We start from the raw sequence: 408 nt of genomic DNA, 5'->3' as shown, positions 1-408 counted from the left end.
ACCCCGCGAGGATCCCCGCGGTATGGGCGTAGCTGGATTGCTGACCTCGGATGTCTACGGTCTTCGATCGCAGCTAGACAGCTACACGCTCGAACTTCTAGACGAACAGCGTCGGTTGGCCGCGCGCAGTCAGCTGAGCAAGCAGGAGCGCGAGTCCTTGCGCCGCCTCACCACGGCGGTCGACGGGCTCGGCTTCGGCCGGGCAACCCGTGATCCCGACTACGAGCAATTCCTCATCGCAATGGCTAGCTGGCGGGATCAGAGGGGACTTACCGGCAGCTACCTTACGCCGGAACAAAAGCTTCGAGAGGAACAGGCCGCTGCCGCGATCGTTGCTGCGATACGAGAGGAGTCGACGGCTAGGTGAGATATATCGACCTCGATCTCGTCCTTCAAGAACTCCCAGAA

1 protein-coding gene is annotated in these 408 nt (G+C 61.3%); it reads left to right on the top strand.

Translation table 11 applies throughout. The annotated features are described in order from the left end of the window. Positions 1-367 (top strand): hypothetical protein (locus D7Y13_RS44020; RefSeq protein WP_208734717.1); only part of this gene is annotated, 367 nt, incomplete at its 5' end. Positions 368-408 lie beyond the last annotated feature (41 nt).

It is taken from the genome of Corallococcus praedator (assembly GCF_003612125.1).
Taxonomy (GTDB): domain Bacteria; phylum Myxococcota; class Myxococcia; order Myxococcales; family Myxococcaceae; genus Corallococcus; species Corallococcus praedator.
Note: the sequence above shows the minus strand (reverse complement) of the source record. Positions and strands in the feature narration are given on the sequence as shown.